Origin of the sequence: Nitrospira sp. T9, assembly GCF_052156535.1 — a bacterium.
Lineage (GTDB): Bacteria > Nitrospirota > Nitrospiria > Nitrospirales > UBA8639 > Nitrospira_E.
In genome coordinates, this window is the sequence record NZ_JBQKUP010000024.1 from 39673 (window position 1) to 62342 (window position 22670).

The window sequence follows — 22670 nt, forward strand, 5'->3', positions numbered from 1 at the left end:
TAGGGTTTATTGCTACGGTAAAATCTTTCTCTCTACGTGCAGAGAACGAACGGAATTATTCATGGCATACCTCATTGCTCGGCTGTTCCAGGGTCAACCTAGGGGCCAAGGTCAAGTGTTGTGACCTTTCAAGATATTATTCTCTCCCTTCATCAGTTTTGGAAATCCCACCACTGCATTTTGACTCAGCCGTATGACACTGAAAAAGGGGCTGGGACGTTTAATCCGGCTACATTTCTTCGCGCGATCGGCCCTGAACCCTGGCGTGCGGCCTATATTGAACCCTGTCGAAGACCAACCGATGGACGATATGGAGATAATCCGAATCGCCTTCAGCATTACTTCCAATATCAGGTGGTGTTAAAACCGGCTCCTGCGGATTCGCAAGATCTGTATCTCCAAAGCCTTGCCCATTTGGGGCTAGATCCCTATCAACATGATATTCAATTTCTTCAGGATGACTGGGAGTCTCCCACGTTAGGGGCTTGGGGGTTGGGATGGGAGGTCCGGTTAGATGGAATGGAGATCACGCAATTTACCTACTTTCAGGAGATCGGGGGGTTGGAATTAGATCCGGTCACGGTGGAGTTAACCTACGGGTTGGAACGCATTGCCATGTATTTACAGCAGGTCGATAACGTATATGACCTGATGTGGACAGAAGACGTTCGATATGGCGAACTCTATCATGAGTCCGAAGTTCAGTTTTCCGTCTATAACTTTGAGGCGGCGGATGTGGATTTGATTCAGACCAGCTTTGATCGCTACGAAAAAGAATGCCAACAGTTACTGGAGCATCCTCGGGGACTGGTGTTACCGGCCTACGACTGCTGTATGAAATGTTCCCACCTCTTTAACTTGTTGGATGCAAGAGGGGCGATCAGTGTGGCGCAACGGACAGGCTATATCGGCCGGGTCCGAAATCTTGCCAGGAAATGTGCTCAAGCCTATCTTGGTCAGCGGGAGCAGATGGGTTTCCCACTCTTACGCCACACGGCGGCTTCCGCCCGTCCTCATAGAAAACAAAAGATTATTTGAATCAATGCCCGGATGCGGGGCTGTGGCAGATACGCTTATGACAACATCAAGAACTACCCGTAAAAATGTCAAGGCCAAGTCTGTCTCGAAATCTCAGCCCAAGACTGCAACTTTTTTGTTAGAAATTGGGACGGAGGAATTGCCGTCAGCTGTTCTTCCACAGGCATTGGAAGACCTGGCAAATCTTGGCCAACGGCTCTTGGCGGACAGTCGGTTGAAGTATGAGTCTTTGAAGACCCTTGGCACACCACGGCGCTTAGCTTTGCTGGTCAAAGGGGTGGAACCTCAGCAAGCTTCTCTGACTCAAGACATCTTGGGCCCACCGGTGTCTGCAGCCTTCGATGCTTCGGGACAGCCCACCAAGGCGGCATTGGGATTTGCCAAATCTCAAGGGGTGCCCGTTGACCAGCTTCGTATGAAGGAAACCCCAAAAGGGACCTATATGGCGGTCGAAACGCATCAACGAGGTCAGTCGGCCAAACGGGTGATTACGGAGGCACTTCCGCAGGTCTTGAGTAAATTAGCCTTTCCGAAATCAATGCGCTGGAATGCCTCGCGGGCAAAATTCGGTCGTCCGATTCGCTGGGTGGTCGCCCTATTAGGGAATCAAGCGATCACCGTAGAATTTGCCGGAATTCAATCCAGCGCCATGACAAGAGGGCATCGATTTTATCGGGCAAAAGGCAAAAAACGGGGACAGACGTTTCCACTCACCACCGCCAACAATTATATCGAGACCATGAAACGACTGGGGGTGCTGGTTGATCCGGAAGAGCGTCGGCGTCTCATTACGCAAGAAGTCTCTCTGTTGGCCAAATCTGCCAAGGGTCAGGTTGACCCCATGTATCGGGATGAGCTGATTGAGGCAGCCGTCTTTGGCGTGGAATACCCTCACACCATTCTCGGAACGTTTCAGAAGGAGTTTTTAGCGGTTCCCAAGCCGGTTCTGATCTCATCGATGAAAGAGCATCAAGGGTTTTTCTCGCTGATGACAAAGGATGGAGCCCTCCTCCCAAAATTTATTGCGGTGACGAATATGCCGTGGGGAAATACCCCACTCATGACCAAAGGGAATGAGCGAGTCCTGGCAGCCCGTCTGAGCGACGCTCAACATTTTTTCAAAGAGGATTCGAAACGCCCACTGCATGAACGAGTGCCGGCATTAGAAGGCGTCCTTTTTCATCACAAGCTGGGAACCGTGCGTCAAAAAGTGGATCGTGTGGGTCACCTGGTCGGATGGATGGCTGAGCAGATCGGTCGGAAGGATCTGGACGAGGTGTGCCGACGCGCCGCTCTTTTGGCCAAGGCGGATTTGACGACCGGAATGGTTGGAGAGTTTCCGACCCTGCAAGGAGTGATGGGGGAAGAATATGCCAGGCACGATGGCGAATCTGCAGAGGTCTGTCGCGCTCTTGGCGAACAGTATTTCCCCCGATTCCCAGAAGATCAGTTGCCGACTGAACTACCTGGTGTTCTACTCGCGGCGGCCGATCGGTGTGATTCCATCGTGGCATTTTTTGCGGCTGGAATGTCCCCCTCCGGCTCGGAAGATCCGTTAGGGTTACGTCGAGCCGCGTATGGGTTGGTGCGAATATTTGCAGAAACGCCACTCCGGTTGGCTATCACCTCTGTGGTGAATCGGGCGTTGGAGATCTTGGATGGACAAGGTGGGCGGGTGCGTGGCACTCCTCAGACCGGGGCAGAAGTCGTGGCGTTTATTTTCGACCGGCTTCGATTTTATGGCAGGCAACACCTGGGATTACGGGAAGATGTCATGGAAGCGGTCATCCGGGTTCCTCATGCGATGGACTGTGACATGGGTGATCTGGTCGCACGCATGCAGGCCTTAAAAGCCATGGTGCCTCAACCGGATTTTGATCCGCTGATGATCGGATTTAAGCGGGCTCACCGAATTGTCGAAAAAGAACAATGGACCAACGCCCAGGCCCTGTCTGAACAATTTGTGCATGAATCGGAGCGTCGGCTGTTTCAGGCCTTGGGGGTGATACAACAACAAGTCCGCAGTTCCGTGAATGACCGGAATTACGGAAAGGCTCTTCAGGCGTTGTTGGAACTCAAGGGGCCAATTGATGAGTTCTTCGGAGCCGTCATGGTCAATGATTCAGACCCCCAGACACGGGCCAATCGCCTTTCCCTGTTAAAGGCGACGGATGACCTGTTTCTCACGGTAGCCGATTTGTCCTGTCTGCAATCGTCAAGTGGGTAACAGTCGTTAATCGAAGAAGATTCCTGGCCGCCCCTGTGAAAGCGAGACGGTCATGGGAAGGAACATCCGATGGGGGATGGGACGGACCGTGCAGAGAGCCCCGAGATTTCAAGACGGCTGAAGCGCTTTACTCTGGTCGTCACGGTGGCCCTTATTATCGGCTGCAATGCCTTAATCCTGACAGGTCTTTGGGTGAGCGGAGTTGATTTGGAAAAAATCTTCTCAAAATCGGAACTCTATGATCCCATGAATGGGCATTGTGTCCAGGTCACCTGGTTAAAGGTTGTGGGCGCGGATGGGTTAGTGAAGGTCTGCTCCGAATGGCTTGATTTTTCCGATATCTCGGGTGAAACGCATCTGTTGCCGAAAGGAAAAACCCTGGCTATGGGGCCGGATGGGAATCTGTACGTCTCCGGGAATCCAGCCGAGATTTACCGATTGATTGCGCTCATGATTTTTGCCATAGTTGTCATAATTTCCGGCATGTGGACCAAGCAGATGCTGATAGCTAAATATCAGGACCGTCTTCAATCTGTAAATCATCATTCAACCTGAATGCTCGTGTATCCTACCTTTTTTCTGACAGCCAGCTCATATATTCATATTCATACACCACGCCTGTCTCAGGCATTTTTGAGAAAAAAGACTGTTCCCTGTGAGGGTCCCTATTCATGGGGGAAAAGGGTTGGGAGAAGAATGTCAGACATTCAGTCTCCTCCTCTGACGACGTCTTTTTTTTCAAGGGGCCGAAGGGTCGGGTAAAGGAGAGCGAAGAAATGCGGCACAAAAAATATGTCTATTTCTTTGGCGGCGGCAAAGCCGAAGGATCCGGCAACATGAAGGAGCTCTTAGGAGGGAAAGGGTCGGGATTGGCTGAAATGACCAACCTGAAAATTTCTGTTCCTTCCGGGTTCACCATTACCACTGAAGCCTGTGTGGAATACTTTCATGCCAAAAAGCGCTTTCCCGCCGGGATGTGGGATCAAGCGCTGAATGGCCTGCGGCAGGTGGAAAAAACCATGAAGGCCAGACTCGGGGATCCGGACAATCCATTGCTGGTGTCGGTACGGTCAGGGGCGCGAGCGTCGATGCCCGGTATGATGGATACGGTGTTGAATCTCGGCCTCAACCAACAAACGGTTCAGGGTTTAGGCAAAAAAACCGGCAATCACCGGTTTGCCGTTGATGCCTACCGGCGGTTTATCACCATGTTTGGCAGCGTGGTCATGGGCATTTCCCGTGAACGCTTTGAACATACCCTTGAGGCGATGAAACACGCACAAGGGGTCAAGCACGATACCGATTTGACTGAAGACGCCTTGGCGCAGTTAGTGGTGCAGTATCAGGAATTGGTCAAAACCGAAACCGCGCGAGATTTTCCGCAAGATCCATTTGAACAACTTCGGATGGCGGTGGATGCGGTGTTTGATTCCTGGTTTGGGGATCGTGCCGTGACGTATCGCCGGCTCTACGATATTCCCGATGAATGGGGAACGGCCGTCAATGTCCAGTCGATGGTGTTCGGCAACATGGGTGACACCAGTGGGACAGGGGTGGCCTTCACCCGGAATCCCGCGAACGGGGTCCCGGTCTTTTTTGGCGAGTGTCTGTTGAATGCCCAGGGCGAGGATGTCGTGGCTGGTATTCGAACTCCCCTGCCGGTCGTCGCGTTACAAGACACGTTGCCGGAGGCGTATAAGGATCTCATCAAGACCCAGCGTACCCTGGAAAAACATTATCGGGACATGCTCGATCTGGAGTTTACGATCCAAGAGGGCAAATTGTATATGCTGCAAACCCGGATTGGAAAACGGACGGGTATTGCTGCAGTTCGGATTGCCGTAGATATGGTTCGTCAGGGGCTCATCGACCGGAGGGAAGCCGTCAAGCGGGTTGCCCCGGAACAACTTTCCCAATATCTGTACCCCATTTTCGAAAGCAGTGATGAGGCGAAATTTCAGTCAGTCGGTAAAGGGCTTCCAGCGGGTCCGGGAGCTGCGGCCGGCCGTATTGCTCTCACTCCGGATCAAGCCGTGGCCATGAAAGCCAAGGGGGAACGAACCATCCTGGTTCGTCATGAAACCAGTCCTGATGATATTCAGGGGATGCATGCAGCCGAAGGGTTTCTGACAGCCAAGGGCGGGATGACCTCACATGCCGCTGTGGTGGCCCGTCAGATGGGAAAAGTCTGTATTGCCGGCTGTGATGCCGTGGAAGTCCTGTCGAACGGAAAGGTTCAATTTGGATCCATGATTCTGTCTGAAGGAGACTTTCTCTCCTTGAACGGGTTTGCCGGACAGGTTTATGCGGGAGACATTCCGGTGGTGGATTCCGAAGTGATCCAGGTCATTCAGGGAAGAATGGATCAGAAAGATTCCGAAAAATATCAGTATTTTTCCACGATTTTAAAATGGGCCGATGCGTTTAGAGTGCTCAAGATCCGGTCCAATGCGGACATTCCCGAGCAGGCGCACATCGCGCGAGGATTCGGTGCCGAGGGCATCGGCCTCTGCCGGACGGAACATATGTTCTTTGCCGAAGACCGGGTACCCATCATGCAGCAGATGATCCTGGCATCTTCAAGGGAAGAACGGGAGCTGTATTTAGAGCAACTCCTTCCCCTTCAACGGCAGGATTTTATCGGACTCTATCGGGAAATGAAGGGATTTCCCGTCACGATCCGCTTACTCGACCCTCCTCTCCATGAGTTCTTACCCAAACGCGAACATCTCCTGGTTGAAATCGCGAAATTGGAAGTGACCAATGGAGATCCGCAGGTCATTCAAGAAAAACAGCGCATTCTGGATCGAGTCGAAGAGTTACATGAATATAATCCCATGCTGGGTCTTCGTGGATGTCGGCTTGGGATTACCATGCCGGAAATTACCCGCATGCAGGTTCAGGCGATTTTTGAAGCGGCCTGTGAAGTGGCGCGCGAAGGCAAAAAAATTGTGCCGGAGATTATGATTCCGTTGGTAGGGATGCCGTCGGAGATGAAAGCCCAAAAGGAGCTGATTCAAGACGTGGCGGAAAAGACCATGGCGGAATATGGCATGAAGTTGAGTTACTTGATTGGCACCATGATCGAACTGCCTCGTGCGGCTGTAACGGCAGGGCGAATCGCCGAACATGCTGAATTCTTTTCCTTTGGGACCAATGATCTGACGCAAACGACGTTCGGGTTTTCTCGTGATGACGCAGGACCGTATATCGGGTTTTACATGGATCGCCAGGACCGGTGCCCCGTCTGTCAACGGACCAACGTGGATTGGAAGAAAATGGTGTGCCGGATGTGCAAGGCCACGATCGACAAAAAGGCCGAAAATATTTTGGACGCAGATCCCTTTGCCGTGTTGGATCAAGAAGGGGTTGGAGCCCTCATGAAATGGGCGATTCAGGAAGGGCGGAAGACGCGCCCGTTAATTAAACTTGGAATCTGCGGAGAGCATGGTGGTGAACCAAGTTCCGTGGCCTTTTGTCATGAGTTAGGCCTGAATTATGTGAGCTGTTCGCCCTATCGTGTGGCGATTGCACGCCTCGCTGCGGCTCAAGCGGCAGTAGCGGTGCTCGAACGTGAGGAGAGTCAACGTGAGTCTCGATCAACGTTCCGCATAATCAACAAATCCCGGGCGGTGTCGTCCAAATCCGGTTCCGCCAACACGCCTAAAAAGGCACCATCAAAGAAAACGACTGGAAAAAAAGTTACGACCAGGAAAGTCGTGGCCGGGAAGAAACCGGCCACAAAGAAAGTAGCCGCCAAGAAACCGGCGGCGAAGAGCACCGTGAAGAAAAATGTCGTGACAAAGACAACAGGCAAGAAGAGCGCATCCAAGAAAAAGGCTTCTCCCTCTCCTACACGTAAAAAACCGACTGCGGCTGCTAAAAGGCGGTGACGTCCGTCCCATCAGATGACACCTACATGAAGCGAGCCCTTTCCCTCGCCGCCAAGGGGAAAGGGCGTACGAGTCCCAATCCCATGGTAGGGGCCGTGATCGTCAAGGATGGGCAGATCGTAGGAGAAGCCTATCACCGACAATCCGGCGAACCTCATGCAGAAATTTTAGCGCTCCATCAAGCGGGCCCTCGAGCGCGAGGGGCCGTCCTCTATGTGACGTTAGAACCCTGTTGTCATAACAACAAACGCACGCCTCCCTGTGTCCCACTCCTCATTCAGTCCGGGTTAGCCAGAATATGCGTGGCGATGGTCGATCCCAATCCACAAGTCAATGGGCGCGGGCTTCAACAACTCAAGCAAGCCAATGTTCCGGTATCGGTTGGGGTATTAGAACAGGCTGCCTGGCAATTGAATACGGTTTATGCCTATTGGATCACGACCGGACGCCCGTTGGTGACTCTTAAAGGGGCAATGACCTTGGATGGAAAAATTGCGACGGCCACCGGTGAGTCACGGTGGATCACAGGGGAACGTGCACGTCAGGATGTCCATCGTTTGCGTAACCAGATGGATGCCATTCTGGTTGGCGTCGGAACGGTCATTGCCGATGATCCTGAATTGTCGGCTAGAGGAACAACGATGACAAACAGACGTGTGGGACGGCAACCGGTCAGAGTCGTTCTCGATAGCCGATTGCGCATTCCCTCCAATGCCAAGGTTTTGCAATGGGTGGGTGAGCAGCCCACCATTTTATGCACGACCACACAGGCTCCACCCCAAAGAATCGCACACTTGAGAAAACGTGGCATTCAGGTGTGGGTGTTGCCCGGGCAAGCCGGACGAGTTTCCTTGAAGGCCTGTCTATCCCGATTAGGGAAAGAGGGTCTCGCCTCGGTGCTCATCGAGGGAGGGGGTACGGTGAATGCTGCGGCGTTTCAACAGGGACTGGTGAATCAGGTAAGATTGTATATGACTCCAAAGCTGCTCGGAGGGCAGGATGCCATTGGCCTCATCGGGGGACAGTCCCCGAAAACGCTGAATCGGGCCTGGCTACTTGCTGATTGCCAACTCAAAAAGCTCGGGAATGATTGGCTCGTCACGGGAACGATTGAACCACGAAAGTGAGGGTCTACTAAGTCATAGACAATAAGCACGTTGATGGTGTCTGCTATCCATTACCATAGATGAAACTCCAATCGTGTGTCGAACAGAAAAACCGGGGAGATCGCGCTTATGACCACTCTCAATCACATCGACGGGCAGGATTTAGCATTAGCGGTAGATCTCTTAGAGAACCCCAGCTTTGCCGCCAAAGTTACGAATCTCATCGGAGGGCCGGTTGAAAGGGCCATCACCATGCTGCCCGAGGGATTTTCCAACAAACTCCTGACGACTACGCACAAAGCCCTGAACAAAGCGTTGGATCTGGCTGTCTCCAGTATAGATGAACGGTATCGGGGTGAACCCGCCAATGGGGCCCACCGGGTTTTGACGACCGTCAGTGGGGCAATCGGGGGAGCCATGGGGCTCATGGCATTGAGTGTAGAATTGCCGATCTCTACGACACTCATGTTGCGGTCTATTGCCGATATCGCGAGAAGTGAGGGAGAACCCATAATGGAGGCTGGGAGCAAGCTGGCCTGCTTGGAGGTGTTCGCCATGGGGGGCACCAGTCAAGCGGATGACGGGGCGGAAACGGGATATTTTGCGGTGAGGGCCGCGTTGGCGGGTGCGATGACCGAAGCGGGCAAGTATCTACTCGAACGTGGGTTGACGAGGTCAGGCACCCCGCCATTGGTCAGATTTCTGTCTGAAATTGCCTCACGGTACAGTATCCAAGTATCAGAGAAAGCGGCTGCCCAGGCGATCCCGTTGTTGGGGGCCGCAGGGGGAGCCACCATCAATTTGCTGTTTATGGATCATTTTCAAAATATGGCACGTGGCCATTTTATCGTGCGGAGATTGGAACGCGCACATGGCAAAGAGGCCATCCAAGAGGCCTATCGAAAGTTTGCCGCCAGGAATTAGATTTGTCGCGTCCCGGGCGCGTCATCCCCGCAGGTGGGAGACATCAGCAACAGCATTGTCATGCTAAGCCCCTTCGACTCCGCTCAGGGCAGGCATGGCCTGGTTGGACTGGGCTTAGATCCTTCGTTGCTTTCAAGAGGACAAGGGGAAGTGCGAAATCTTCTAGCGCCTGCTCTGCGCTGGGCCGAAGGGTTTGTCCTGCGAGCAACGTCGAAGGGCTGGAACCATAATTTCCGTATGATCCCCAAAAAGTCTACTTCGAGTTCAGCGATTACTCCACTCCCTCTATCTTCTACGAAAATCCGCATAGTCTTTGTTTCATTCTCTTTTGAACCTTTCAGGAATTTTTATCGTCCGACAGTGGCACTGAGCCCATAGGAATGTCCGGTAAAATATGAGAAGATTAAGTACTGAAGCCTCAGTGATTTGAAAGGCTTCATTGTCAAAATTGTTAGAGTAACACGGTATGAAAAATCTTATTGTCCTGCTTTCAGGCTTAATGGTGGCCCTGGTGGCTCTTCCCATTTTGGCCCATTCCCCGCCGGAAATGGAAAAGAGCGAGGCCTTCGAGTCTTCGGGCAGGAGTCTGTCCACATTGGTGAAAGCCTATGTGTTGGAAGACTCTCCGGAAAAAGCCAACGAGCTGTTAGCTGACATTCAACATATGCCGGAGGCCAATGTTGACTCCATTTCAAAAATTCTTCAGCAGCCGACCCCGTATGAGGCTCAACCGGTTGGGTCCCAACCCCGTCGCTCTATTCGGGTGAGGGGAGTGGATGCTGAATATGCTTTGTATGTTCCGCCTTCCTATTCACCTGAACAGCCAATGGCATTCATTCTGTGTTTGCATGGGGCAGGGTTTACGGGTGAAGCCTATCTGGATCGCTGGATTCCACGTCTGGGTGATAAATATATTCTGGCCTGTCCTTCGGTGACCATGGGGTCATGGTGGACCAGATACGGCGAGGATCTGGCGTTAACGGTCTTACAGGAGGTTCAGAAGGATTACCATATCGATCCGGATCGGGTCTTTCTCTCCGGCATGTCCAATGGCGGTATTGGAACCTGGATTATCGGGATGCATCATGCGGATCGCTTTGCGGGTATTGCGCCGATGGCCAGTGGTATTGATGATGTGCTGTTTCCCTTCGTTGAAAATTTAGTTCATACGCCCGTCTATGTCATTCATGGCGCGGCGGATCAGGTTATGCCTGTGCAGTTGAGTCGCGATCTTGTTAAAGAGATGGAGCGCCGCGGCATTCCCTATCAGTACCAGGAACATACCTGGACACATCCCCATGCGGGAGGGCATTTCTTTCCCAGGCAGGCCCTGCCGGAACTGATGAACTGGTTTGATGCTCAACAACGAGAGCCATTACCACGGACTATTTCGTTGGTTCGGGATGCGACCCATCTCACGCCATTCTCGTGGGTGCGGATCGATATGACGGATCAGATTGCCGCCTTTACCGAAAACCTGATTGACAGCCGCGATGAATTTATTACGGGAGGGGTGTACGCCAAATTACACGCGCGAGTCACAGCTCCCAACAAGATCGTGGTGAGCACCAATCGTATTCGCCGCTATACCCTGTTTCTGAATCAGAACCTGGTCGATTTTTCCAAACCTATTATGGTGGAAACGAATGGGGTGATATCTTTTGACGAGATGGCCAACCCTCGCATCGAAACGCTTTTAAAGGAAGTCCGACACCGCTCTGACACCCATACACTCTTTCCTGTCAAACTCACCATAGATGTGCCCTCTCCTGATATTCTGAATGAGAAGTAGTGGCCTTTCAGGATCAGTCTGGTTGGTCGATTTTTCCTGTTGTTAACTCGAATGATGACCCGCCTTGCTTGAAGAGTGGAACAGGCCTTGTTTCAGGAAAGCTCCCAACCACATGCCAACAAGTAGAAGGATACCCAGGTAACTGCCCGTATCACGGAACCAACTGGAATGTTCGTGAAATTCAAGAACATCTAGTTGAGTGGGCGTGACAAAACGTCCACGAATCGAAACAGAAGCGGAGTGATCCAGAATTTCCTGAGCGCTCTTGATTTCTTCACCATTGAAGAGACCAAGCATATCGCCTTCCGGGGTTTTCACATAGGAAGATCGATCCGATTCCAGAGGACGTCCTGGACGAGCCTCCAATTCTTCAAGTGTTCGGATGAAATGGTTATTGGCGTTTCGAGGTCCTTCAATGAGAACCAAAGGCAGCGCAAAGTACAGTAGGAGTAACGACGCCGATATCCCCACTTTGAAAGGAGACCAGGTCGAGATTGGCAGCGGCTGTGATATTCCCTTTCGCCATTGCCATCCTATATAAAGTAGGCCTCCCCCGGTCATGATATAGGTTGTAAGACTTTCCGGCCAGAATAACCCCACATTCCATAAGTCCCATGACAGTGGGGCAAAAAAATGGACCCCATTGGCCCATTTTGTTTGAAGGCCATCAAGCACGAGATGAAGGAGGACGTTGACGCCGAGAATCATGAACACGGCTTTTGGCGTTTTTGAAAGGAAGGCTAAGGCCCCGCATAGCACCAACGTGACGAATAAGGATGCTTGGGCAATACAGTAGAGTCGAATGGTATAAGGATCGCTTCCCGGCAAGATTCCCAGTAGGACTCTTTGAAAAATCCATGGGATGTCCGGAAGCAAACACCCCAGGCACACCAGTTTAGGGTCGATCCCCGGTTTAACGGCCTGATTCAGAAAGCCTTGCACTCCGATGTGGGCTAAGGTGTTAGGCACGTCTTCCTCGTAAATAATAGTGAATTAAACGTTAAAACTTGGCATCCGCGATTAATCCTAAAAACGGCAGTTGGCCATCTCGAAACCCTTCTAATGCCGCGGAAGGCGGGGCGCTCAGGGCGAACGGACTCTCACCCAACGGTTGACCACTTCGATACTCCGTCCGTGCTGAGGCTCTCGAAGCATGAACGGGCTCGCGGCCCTGTAACTCCCGTTTTTAGGTTAATGATAATCAATTGCCCTTTATAAGGGGAGTATCTCTCCAGCCATTACGCTCTCAGACGCGATTTCATTGTATGCCTGCCCTGTCACTCTGGATACTCTTACAGGTATGAATGAAGAGCTTGAAGGTTTCCCAACGGTTCTATCGTGATGCAACTATAAGAAAGCAGGGAACTCAATAAGGATCCGGTTCATTACTTACTCCAAGGATAGAAGAGGCGATGCCGTTTCATGTGTATATGGAGGTATCGGTTAATTTGCAAAACAGGTTGATGAGTTTCATGTCGTCCAGGGAGCCGGGAGGAGTGCCGGCGATCCGGGGATCAGCAACCACGATGGCCAGGCATTGCGCCCGGGAGATGGCCACATTCACACGGTTGCGGTCAAGGATAAAGGCCAGTCCGCGTGAACCGTATTCCCCGTAACTGGAGCAGAGTGAGAGGATGCAGACAGGGGCTTCCTGTCCTTGAAATTTATCAACGCTTCCGACGCGTGCCCCGTCTGGGAGGGCGACCTGAAGCGCGCGGACTTGCGCGTTGTAGGGGGTGATGAAAAGGAAGTGCTTCAGGTCCAGTGGTCTGGTGATGCCGTCCTTGTCGGTGTAGAGACGTCCTTGGAGTGCGTGATAAATCGCCGTGACCCGTTCCACTTCTTCATCGCTCTGTTGGATATTGCCATCGTGCTCCACGCCGCTGAACATGATCCCGCTTTCGCAGGCGATGAGGCCGTTTGCGCCGGGCGGGACCACGATCTTCTGCCGGGCGCAGTCGGGATGTGATCTAAGGCGGCCCTCGTACATGCTCTCTGAGATGAAGCGGCAAACGGCCGGATGCATCCGGCGGGATTCGCCGAGGAAAAGCCCGTAGTCCGGAGGTATCACGGCATGCATGATAGGGGAATCGGGCTGGCTGGCTTCCAGGTCTTTGAGCGCATATTGAAGGGCGGAAAGACCTGCATCGCCGGGGTGGGAGCCTTGCACAGGCTGTTCAAGTTGCATCTGATCACCCAGGAGCACAAGGTTCTTCGCGCATCGAGCCATCGCGATGGCGTTGGCCAGGGCAACCTGTCCGGCTTCATCGATAAACAAAAAATCGAGTGCGCCTTCCCACTCAGGCCTGGTAAAGAGCCAAGCCGTTCCGCCGACAACTCCGCCGGTATAAGCCTGGTGCGCGGAGGTGGCGTCTTTGAGATATTGCAAGCCGGGGTTGCAGGTAAACAATGGATCTTCGGCGTCCCCTCCGACTTTTATTCCCTGGAGCTGAGAACCACTCTCTTGAGCGGCGTCGCCGCAGGCAGTGAGAAGATTCATCACGGCCTTGTGGCTGTTGGATGCGACACCGACTTTTTTGCCGGAAGCGAGAAGTGACGTGATGACCTGTGAGGCGGTGAATGTCTTGCCGGTTCCGGGAGGCCCCTGGATGACCAGGCATTCACCGCCCATCGAACCGGCAATCCTGATGGCCGCATCGGTTGGCGTTTCACCCGCTTGTTGCAGGGGGGTGACGGGTGGCATCCGGTTCAGGAGGGCGGACACCGGGGCATCAAGGCTCCCTGCCACGTGTCTGGAAATCACTTCCGTCAATGCAAGCTGAATGGCCGTTGCCGGGACATGCTCGTCCGGAAGCAGTGAACCCTGCGAGGGGAACGCGCCTAAAAATTTCTCGCTCAGAGATTTCTTGCCGATCTTGAGGCTTAGACTGCCCGTGGATATATCCAGCTCCAAGAGGGTGAATTTTGCCCTCAGATTATGGGTGAACATCACTTTGGAGTTATCCCCGGCAGCTAGTTTGCATTCCTGAGAGGGATCGAATCGATATTCTTGTACAAGTGAAAGTTTTTCGGGCATGGGAGGTCCCACGGCGCAGATCCCCTCGAGGCAGGACGGGTCATCCCGGAGTTCTTCTGGTGTCGCCGTGGCGCGGTCAAACATGCGCCACCACATGGGCTTTTCTTCCCGGCGATGGAAGTCGATCACATTGGCAAGAATTGCGGAGATGGCATCTCCTTGCCTACGAAGCTGTGCAGCGGTCTCCAATCGCGTCACGACCTCCGGTGGCAATTCTTTTGGCGCCAACGGAGCCGTTTCGGAATCCAGGCTGACCGCAGTGATCTGATGTTCGACGACCACTTTCCGTAACCATTGCAGCAACTCTGCCGTGGATGTGCAATCGTCCTGGTTGTAGTCGCGGATATCTTTCAGGATGGGGCTGTGATTCCAATCACCCGGCTGTTGGCTTTCGATCCACCTGGCGTATTGCACGATCGAGTCAGCCGCTGTGGCCACCTCGGTGGCGCGTTGCGGTCGGTAAAGGCGCTCGACTGTCTTGAGTGAGTAGCTATTCTCGCCGAGGCGTAGGCCGTTACGGACAATCTGAAACAGATCAACGAACACCTCGTTCCGGAGCATCACATCCACCTCGTCCTGACGGGTATCGTGACGGGTGCTCAATCGGCGCACCGCGCTGACCTCATACGGGGCATAATGGTAAATGTGCATGCCGGGGTTACGCTGCCATCGATTGAAGACCCAGTCCACGAAGCCCTCAAAGGCCAGCTGTTCTTCCTCCCGGTTGTGTGCCCACCAGTCCATGAACTCAAATGAATCCGGCTGCCCGGTTCGCGTGCAGACTCCAAACAGATATTCCAGTCCGCCGGCAACCAGCGGGTACCCCTCCATGTCGAAGAAGACATCCGCCGGATGATCCGGCGGAAGAGCGGCCAGGCCCACCGGTTCGCCATTCGCACCGATTGGAGGCAATATTTCGTAGCGCGGGGGGGCATCGGGATTTTCAGCCCGGTCCGCCCGCGTTTGGCATTGAAGCCGTGCCTGGGCGACAAGTTTGGCAAGTGAGTCGGTGGCCAATTTACGAATGGAAGCGCCTGAGGCTGCAGAGAGATCGGCTACCGTGGCGATCCCACCTTTCTTCAGCTTTTTTATCTGGCCCATGCTGATTCCCGCCACCTGCACGAGATGGTCCGTGTCCTGGAAGAATTTTTCCGCATGGGAAGTCCATCGGCCGTGATCGGCTCGCGGTAGAGGCTCCGGGCGATCCGTGATGTTCCCTGTGAAGCCTTTCTGCATGGTCAGGAAATTTATTTTTATTCGGCGGTAGTAATGGATGAAATCTTCGATCCGGAATTCAACCCGTTCCTTGGTGCCGAGGATGAGTCCGAACTTTTCCGGCATCGGGGCTTCAGTGGCAGCGGCGAGTAACTCCGAATAGCAACAAAGTTGAATCGCATAATAAGGCTTGGGTGAGCGGGCCAGTTTCGTATCCCACACCTGATACCATCCGGTTTCATCGAGCAAAAGAAAGTCGGCAAACCCCGCGAACGGTTCATGTTCCAAAAAGGCCTGATAGATAATGGGGAATTTTCCATTGATTGCGGAGAGGGTCGTTGTCCGGGCAACGGTAGGATCGGTCCTTGGAATTTCGGCCAGGTTGGCGCCAGATGTTTTGAATTCATCAAGCACCGCGCGTTCATGCTGTGCGCCGGTTTGCGCGATCAGTCGTCCATCCTCGGTTTCCTCATCAGGCGCAACGGCTCCGGGTTTCTCCAAGGCGTATCGGTCCATCCAGGACGCGAACGGTGATGCCAGATAGCAGATGAGATCGCTCGGCGAAAACACCAGTTGCCCTGAGAGATCTTTCTTCATGTGCGGAGATTGAATTCAGTCAGCAGGTTGCAATGGGCGTTGGGATAGTTCGCGAAAATGATGAGAGAGATCGAATACATGAAACGGGGCGATGGAAACAATTATACCGTTAGTGCTGGTGACCAAATATTATCCCCTGATCAACTCCTTCAATTTGACCACCATAATCGGTTATTCATTATTATGGTGACATGGCACCGCGATCAGGACAAGACGGTTGCATCCTTGGCATTCGGCAACTCGAATAGCACGCCGACGACTTCTAACGCTTCCGTAATCTTTGGCAATGCGTGAGAGCCGTCGAGGCTGAGAACTTCGGCTGCCGTCGATCCGTCAGGATTGAGGCTTTCCAGCACAACAAGCTTTTTATGGCACCGGAGGCGTTTGAAATAACGCGCACCATCCTCGTCGATGCCGACCACCAACCGTCCATCAAGTGAAGCTATGGCGTCCGTCTTGATCACCTTTCCGCGCGTGATGAGGTATTGTCCCTCCAAGGCGATAGGTTCTGCGCTACGACCCTGCACCTTAAAAAGCCGTGCGCCTTTTAGCGTTTGTTCGATAATTCCTGTATTGGGTAACGCGATAAACTCCCTATCAGGGTCGCTTGGTGGCACAGGTAACAGATGCGCAACGAAGAGCGTCCCCACAATTTTTCGAAATTGGTTATCAGGCTGAACAATGACCGGCTGTGGCAACGTCGATGGATCAACCGCCTGGCCAGTCAAGACGACGATCTCGGAATGGTTATCAGGCCTGTTAAGCCGCCGGGCGAGCAGTGTGCTTCCTGAGGCGACTACGACGAGGTCGAGCGGATTGGTCTTCGCGTAATTACTCACGATGATGAGGTCACCGATACCGGCAACGGGATCGAGCGTTCCTGCGGCAAGCTGGAACAATTCATGATTCGGAAGTACGACTTTCTCACCGGCTTCCCATTCCTCGACAGTCAGCACACCGTCCCCCGCTCGCCCATTTGTCTTCGCGGCGGCGGCCACACCGGTCTGCTGCATTTCTGCGGATTTGACCTTGCTCTTATGCCCATCGGGGAACTCGATGACGTTCTTCGCCCATGGGAAAGTCCGAGGTTCACCTGTAAATAGCTCGAACGTGTCGAACACGCCGAAGGCTGTATGAATTTTATCGAGCAGGGTCTTTTCCCAATACTGCTTCACAACCTCGGCCTCGGCGATACTGTAGGTCCCGTCCTCCTTATGATGAGTTTCGTTGAGATATTGGATGGCCTTAATGCTCTCGTTTAGAGCATTGATAAGTTCTTCAAACGCCTTGCGGTCATACGGTGCAACATGGTCCCTGCGTAACTTTTTCAATTCCTCTTTTAGCTTGTTGAGCGTCAAGTCAGTAATCTCATTGCTCACACTGCGTAGCATGAACTTGATTAGGTCTTCGCAGTAGATACGAACCTTGCGGATATATTCACGCGCCTTGGCGTCGTCGTTGGTAGCCTTGGCTTCGTCATAACTCCGCTGAAGTTCGCCACCATTGGCGACGGTAGCGACGCCGGATATTTTATTCACGCCGCCGATGAGGCCTTCCTGCGCAAAAAGTTTTTCGTGTTCGATCAACATTTGATAGAAGTTGCGCTCGTGTGTTGTTACAATGAGCTGCGAGCCCATCATCTCGGTGATCGGCATGTTGGCGCAACGGGCCAGTTCTTCTGCCCATTTTCGTTTGTTGCGGGGATCGAACATCACCTGCGGATCATCCAGTACGACCAATGGAAATGGATTAAACCCTAAAGCTTGAATCGTTTCCTCTCGCAAGGCAAAGACGAAAGACCAAAGGATTGCGCGCAACCACGATGTATTAGCAACGAGTGCCGCGTCGATTCTCATGCCGGGACTAAAACTCCCAGTAACGGTGACTTCTTTTCGGCCGATAGTAGCTTCTTCGTAAACCAACCGTTCCTTAAGGCGAATACGTTCACAGATTGTATTGATGGTGCTCGACAAGCGGGCGATGGAACTGGCAGTTTCGGCTGCCACCAAGAGCTTCAAGTCCTTTAGCGGCGCAAGTGACTTGGCAATTTTCTCACGGGTATTCTGAACGGTGTCGATCTTCGCCCAGGTTGTTGAGGCGGTTGCGGCGCTCGACAAGTGTTTGGAGAAATCGTCCAGTGGGCGGGCATGTTCTAAAGCTTGTTCTAGCACCACCAACTTTCCTTCGACGCTTTCCAAGGGAAAGGTGCCATCTTCCAGCTTCTTTCCGATCAGGTTGCACCACGCGTCGGCAAATAATGGGTGATTGGTCTTCCACCAATCGACGAGCATGATCAGGCGTTCGAGCGCGTGAATCTCGCGGCGCAATTTTGTGACTACGTCGAGCTCGCCATCGGTCGGCGTATATGCTACGTAGGAAAAGTGGGGTAACTCTTTAGCATGTGTCTCGATCATGGTCTTTGCCGAAGCGGCCAGTCCCGTCAAAACATTGGAAAACCGCTTTTCCGTGACAAACATCTCGGTCATCGCGGCGGAGTAACCCTCCACCGGATTCAGGGCATCGATAGTGGTGCGACTGTTTCGGATGGCTACCGGGACTGTAGCGGTCACCGTCTCTTGAATGCTACGGCAAACATCGGCAACCTTCCGTTCCGCCGCTACGGCGTTAATCTTCAGGTCTTGCAGTTCCGCCGCCAAGCTCCGCTTCTGCTCGTTATCGAGCGGTGATGTGCAAAGTGGGCAATCGGAATCCTTATCCTTCTCGAGAACGAAGCTCTGCGCGGCAAGTGCTTTCAGGCGGAGCTTCCCGTCCCTCATCTGCCGCTCGTGCCATTCCAATCCTTTAGCCAAGTCGGCCTTAGCGGTTTCCAAGACCACAGGCAATTTGGCGAATGATTCATCCGACGCTGCATCGGTTAGCGTTTTCCATGTCTGGAAGAGTGGAATGGACCTGGCGTCTTGAGTGACAAGCCCGCGCACGGTCGTGACCGCATTCTTAACGCTGGCGCGTCCCTCGGTGGTGGCGGTGTCGATGGTAGTCGAAATCTCACTCTTCAGAGTCGTAAGAATCTTGCCTGCACTCTCCGAGGCATTCTTTGCCGCCGCCTTGAGCGTGGTGTCCATATTTTTGATGCCGAGGGCGATAGGGTCGGGCAACTCGAACTGGAATTCTTCCGCCAGTTGCTTCGCGGTGGTGATACTGTCGCGGAATCGTTGTGCGTGATTCTCGATCCCTTGTTCTTTGGCGTATTTCATAAATTTTCTGTTGCCCGCGCCAAGGACAGAACAGCCCTCGGCAATGTCCGATAACTGGTCTAGCCCAGTAAGCTGCTTGATCGCTTCGAAAAGCGACTGGCTGCTTTTGCCAAAGCCGATCTTTGCGAGCCGTGCAGGCATTAATACGCCAATTTCTGCAGGGCGAGACGCCGTCTGCAGCCGGTCATCGATTTGTTCTTCCATCTGCGCATAGCCATTCGGCGGGCTCACCATCCGACGGTAGGCGGTCGCGATCTCGCCGTCTTTAGCCTTGAAGGTTAGGCGCACCCAAACTTCGGCTGAATGGCCTAGCTCGCCTACGGTTGGCGGATAAGCAGCCAATGGCGGCCACTTTCCGATCGATTTGCCCTCGTCGTTTTCAACAGGCTCGCGTTCGCCCCGTTCGTCCACCGGCCCTTCATGTTCTCGAATTCGCTTTCCGGTCAGCGCCCAAAGAATCGCACTTACAAGGGAGGTCTTACCCGAACCGTTTTGGCCTTCAAGGCACCAATTGCTACCGCCAACGAAAAGATCAAACTTTTTTCCACCGCAAACAGTAAGGCCACCGAAGCCGAAGGCCTCAATCCGGTCAAGTCGCCATGATTGCGAGTTGGTTGGGGCGCTTGTATGGACCTTACGAGTCGCAGGATCGTGTCCTTCGTTTTCCCAAGTATTTACAATGCCTGCAAAGAGATTTTCGCTTTCCTGTGCGACATCTGCGGAATTGCAGCTAAGTAAGAATTCGAGCAAGCGGCGCTGCTCCGGCTTGTCAAGGGTGATCGATCCGGCCTTGTGGACTTTGTATTTTTCCCATGTCAGCGTCTTCCCCGTAAGTAACAACGTGGTTGCTTCGCTTAATGATATCCCCATAATAGCGTCTCCCGGCCCATTGCATCCGTTTCGTCTCGGTTGCCCATTCTCACGATTGTAATTTTATTTATTACTCGCCTAGTTCAGGTGAAATTGACTTTTGTTCTTGGGATACCCATTCCTAAATTACTAAGCTTGGGAGTGTAATACTGAGTTTGTATGGTCACCATCGTTGTCCCGAACAATGGCATGAGTGGCTAGGATTTTCTTTTCTGTTAGAAAAGCCAAGCCGCTCTATCTGTGAAGAAGCGCCAGCTTGCTGATTTTGATCAGGGTTATGCCTTCCCTGACGAGAATGACGAATCCTCTCTAAGTGAAATTGGGCAATTATAAGCAATTGGAGTAAATAATTGGATTAGAAGGGTTTACGGATGCATGCGCAAGGAAATTAGATATCACTCCTAATAATGTCAAGTTTTGCTCCTTTTTCCTGTGCTGTGCAGAAGAATACTGAAAGCCTGTTGTGCCGATGGCCTCACAATTGCTGGAATGAGAAAATTTCGATTTCTCACCTCATGTCTTGCACTCAAAATTTTAACAGCCTATACGGGTTTGAATTCTCTTGAGGCGATTCTTCAAGATCCTTGGGCCGGACGGCAGGCGTCGGGTTCAAGAAAGTGGAGGGTGGTAGGGTGTAAGAATATCTTGATTGAGGATTTCTATGAGGAAGGAAGAGCCTTGCTACTGCAATGTTGGTCACGAAGGGCGAGGGCTTCGGGCATCCATTCTTGAAATTGTTTGATGCGGGTCCCGTGGCTGGGGTGGGTGGACATGAATTCGGCCGGCTGTCTCCCTTGACTCATTTCTCCCATGCGCTCCCAGAGTCTTGGCGCTTCCGTGGGATCGAAACAGGCACGGGCCACAAACAGCAGGCCCATGTAATCGGCTTCCGACTCGTGGTCGCGGGAAAAGGGGAGGAGCACGCCATATTGTGCGCCGACTCCTAATGCACCCATGACCATTCTCTGGGTATCGTAATCCATATCCCCGACGGCCACCGTGGCGGCGATGGTGCCGATCTGGACTAATTTTTGATGCGCCATCCGCTCGGCGCCATGACGCGCGATGGCATGGGCGATTTCATGGCCCATGACGACGGCTAATCCGTGTTGATTTTCCGCAACCGGAATGAGCCCGGTATATACGGCGGTTTTCCCACCTGGTAAGGCAAAGGCATTGGCTTGTTGAGAGTCAATCACATTAAATTCCCATTCGAATCCGGGATCCACATCGGCTGCCGCATTTGCCAGACGGCGGCCGATGGTTCGGACCAGATCTACGACCTGTCCTTCCGGAATGACCCGGGATTGGCTGAGGATTTCCTGGTAGGACTGGAGACCCAAGGCCATTTCCTGCTCATGAGTTATGTCCACCAATTGGGAACGACCGGTCAACGGTACGGTTTCCTGGTTCGAGACGTAAAAATACAGTCCGTATATCGCGAATAAGACGAGCGGGATGAGCCGCATTTTCCAACTCATGCGTGCACGGGGTCGTCCCCTCATTCCCCTATTTTCCCCAAATAATCCTAATCGCATCGTCTGTGTTCTCCTGGGGCTCAATGAAACGGTATCGCTAGTAAAATTTTGCGGTAGAATAGGCAGGAGGGTGAAAGCTTACTGCAAACAAGCCAAAAGAGGCTAGCGTTGATAATCCTAAAATGGGCATGCGTGTTTTCTGCATGATGGTCACCTGGGAAAGGGAGAGGCGATGAATACTGAGACATCCCAAGTCGTGGTTTCACGGCGAAAGTTTAGTGGGAAACAGGTTATTCTTTTTGTCGGGCTTGCGGTGTTGGCCACGGGGTTGGGTGTCATATGGTGGATGAACCAGTACGTGTATGCCACAATGTTTCAACCGACCCGACTGGCTGAATCGGAGCAGCAGGTTTTGAATGCCAAAATGACTTACTTACTTCAGTCGGCCGATGCCGCTTCTTCATCTGTGTCCCAACCTTCCCCGTCCACACTAGACGCGGCCCTTGAACCAGTGCCCTATTCTGAAGCCGATGGGAATCGGGAGATTCAATTAACCGAGCGGGAAGTGAATGCCTTGATTGCCACCGATTCGTATATGGCCAGACATGTGGCTGTTGATATGGCGGACGACCTCGTCAGTGTCCAACTGGTGGTCCCGATTAATCACGAGATGCCCATTGTGGGTGGAAAGATGTTGAAACTTAATTTTGGACTGGAGCTCAGTTATACGAATGGGAAGCCTGTGGTGGCGATGCGGGGTATTAGTCTCGGTGGCATTCCGCTTCCCAGTGCCTGGTGGGGAGATATTAAGAATACCAACCTGGTGGAAGAATATGGTGGCTCAGGTGGATTTTGGGATCAATTTTCGAAGGGTGTCGAGGATATGAAAATCCAGGATGGTCAATTGTATGTCATGTTGAAAGAGTAGTCGTCGCCCATTTCCAGCGCAAGACGGTTCATTCGCCTAGAACATGGCTGAATTTCAAGCATTTCAGTAACATCATCCTCTCTCCTTTCGACTTTCGCGCCGCCCCAGGCGAAAAGAAATTTCCCACCCGGTGCCGTTTATCTCCAGCCGTTTGGGTTGAAGTGCTCACGGCCGCCTTGGAGTTTCCGTTCTCCGGTTGCTGCTTTTTGGTGGTACAGTCTCCCTCGTTGTCTTGTATGCCATCTTCAATCCTTCGGATAGTATTCCCCCTCTTTTTTTTTCATGCCCAGCGTAGTTGGTAGATTCTGAGCTTTCATGTTTTGGGTGATATCGTTGGCGAATCTTCAGCC

12 protein-coding genes are annotated in these 22670 nt (G+C 52.7%); 8 read left to right on the top strand and 4 right to left on the bottom strand.

The window, feature by feature from the left end; genetic code table 11:
• Positions 1-120 precede the first annotated feature (120 nt).
• The 7 genes from ACTRXD_RS03005 to ACTRXD_RS03035 all read left to right on the top strand — a co-directional run bounded on the left by ACTRXD_RS03005 (position 121) and on the right by ACTRXD_RS03035 (position 10980).
• Positions 121-1038 (top strand): glycine--tRNA ligase subunit alpha, encoded by a 918-nt coding sequence (locus tag ACTRXD_RS03005; RefSeq protein ID WP_442430361.1) that lies wholly within the window; start codon positions 121-123, stop codon positions 1036-1038.
• Between the two features lie 37 nt (positions 1039-1075).
• Positions 1076-3265 (top strand): glycine--tRNA ligase subunit beta, encoded by a 2190-nt coding sequence (gene glyS, locus ACTRXD_RS03010; RefSeq protein ID WP_442430362.1) that lies wholly within the window; start codon positions 1076-1078, stop codon positions 3263-3265.
• 69 nt (positions 3266-3334) lie between these two features.
• The gene (locus tag ACTRXD_RS03015) at positions 3335-3820 is read left to right on the top strand and encodes a hypothetical protein (protein WP_442430363.1); all 486 of its coding nucleotides are present in this window, start codon (positions 3335-3337) and stop codon (positions 3818-3820) included.
• A gap of 221 nt (positions 3821-4041) precedes the next feature.
• A complete protein-coding gene (gene ppdK / locus ACTRXD_RS03020) occupies positions 4042-7158 on the top strand; it encodes a pyruvate, phosphate dikinase (protein ID WP_442430364.1) in 3117 nt (1038 codons plus the stop codon).
• A 26-nt stretch (positions 7159-7184) separates the two neighbouring features.
• Complete coding sequence (gene ribD, locus ACTRXD_RS03025; RefSeq protein WP_442430365.1) at positions 7185-8285, top strand: bifunctional diaminohydroxyphosphoribosylaminopyrimidine deaminase/5-amino-6-(5-phosphoribosylamino)uracil reductase RibD; 1101 nt, start codon at positions 7185-7187, stop codon at positions 8283-8285.
• 108 nt (positions 8286-8393) lie between these two features.
• Positions 8394-9188: an EcsC family protein gene (locus ACTRXD_RS03030; protein ID WP_442430366.1), complete on the top strand. Its 795-nt coding sequence runs from the start codon at positions 8394-8396 to the stop codon at positions 9186-9188.
• Positions 9189-9654: 466 nt separating this feature from the next.
• Entirely contained in the window at positions 9655-10980 is a 1326-nt protein-coding gene (locus tag ACTRXD_RS03035; protein ID WP_442430367.1) for an alpha/beta hydrolase-fold protein, read from the top strand.
• A gap of 42 nt (positions 10981-11022) precedes the next feature.
• Here ACTRXD_RS03035 and ACTRXD_RS03040 read toward each other — a convergent pair whose 3' ends face one another.
• From ACTRXD_RS03040 to ACTRXD_RS03055, 4 genes are all read right to left on the bottom strand, one after another.
• Positions 11023-11949, bottom strand: coding sequence for a hypothetical protein (locus ACTRXD_RS03040; RefSeq protein ID WP_442430368.1), 927 nt, complete (start codon positions 11947-11949; stop codon positions 11023-11025).
• A 451-nt stretch (positions 11950-12400) separates the two neighbouring features.
• Positions 12401-15829 carry a TM0106 family RecB-like putative nuclease gene (locus ACTRXD_RS03045; protein WP_442430369.1) on the bottom strand — a complete coding sequence of 1143 codons (3429 nt, stop codon included), beginning with the start codon at positions 15827-15829 and terminating at the stop codon, positions 12401-12403.
• 203 nt (positions 15830-16032) lie between these two features.
• Positions 16033-19914 carry an AAA family ATPase gene (locus ACTRXD_RS03050; protein ID WP_442430370.1) on the bottom strand — a complete coding sequence of 1294 codons (3882 nt, stop codon included), beginning with the start codon at positions 19912-19914 and terminating at the stop codon, positions 16033-16035.
• Between the two features lie 659 nt (positions 19915-20573).
• Positions 20574-21452 (bottom strand): M48 family metallopeptidase, encoded by an 879-nt coding sequence (locus ACTRXD_RS03055; protein ID WP_442430371.1) that lies wholly within the window; start codon positions 21450-21452, stop codon positions 20574-20576.
• 172 nt (positions 21453-21624) lie between these two features.
• On the opposite strand from ACTRXD_RS03055, the gene ACTRXD_RS03060 reads away from it, so the two are divergent.
• A complete protein-coding gene (locus ACTRXD_RS03060; protein ID WP_442430372.1) occupies positions 21625-22320 on the top strand; it encodes an arginine N-succinyltransferase in 696 nt (231 codons plus the stop codon).
• Positions 22321-22670: the final 350 nt, after the last annotated feature.